This window comes from Desemzia sp. FAM 23988 (assembly GCF_045528365.1).
Taxonomy (GTDB): Bacteria; Bacillota; Bacilli; order Lactobacillales; family Carnobacteriaceae; genus Desemzia.
Genome location: NZ_JBGQQS010000083.1, coordinates 1 through 286, shown reverse-complemented (window position 1 = coordinate 286; position 286 = coordinate 1). Strand labels below are relative to the sequence as shown.

General features: G+C 37.1%; 1 protein-coding gene. It reads left to right on the top strand.

Going from position 1 to position 286, the window contains the following annotated elements; all coding sequences use genetic code 11:
- Positions 1-286 (top strand): DegV family protein (locus tag ACEN4L_RS13545; RefSeq protein ID WP_407123689.1); only part of this gene is annotated, 286 nt, incomplete at both ends.

Genomic DNA, 286 nt, shown 5'->3' with positions numbered 1-286 from the left:
GGATAAATTAAAAGAAACTATTGCTTTCTATGTAGGAATTGTAGATTTGGAAAACTTGATCAAAGGTGGACGTATAGGAAAAGTACTGGGTCATTTTTCAACTCTGCTGAATGTGAAATTGATGTTGGAAGTAACTGATGAAAGTTTAGTTCCTGTAACCAAAGGGCGAGGGTTAAAAGCTTTGAAGAAAAAATTCAACGAAATTGTCCAAACGATGAAAGACCGCGGCGATATACAACACATCGGAATCACGCACGTTGGACTAACTGACTTTACAGAAGAATTG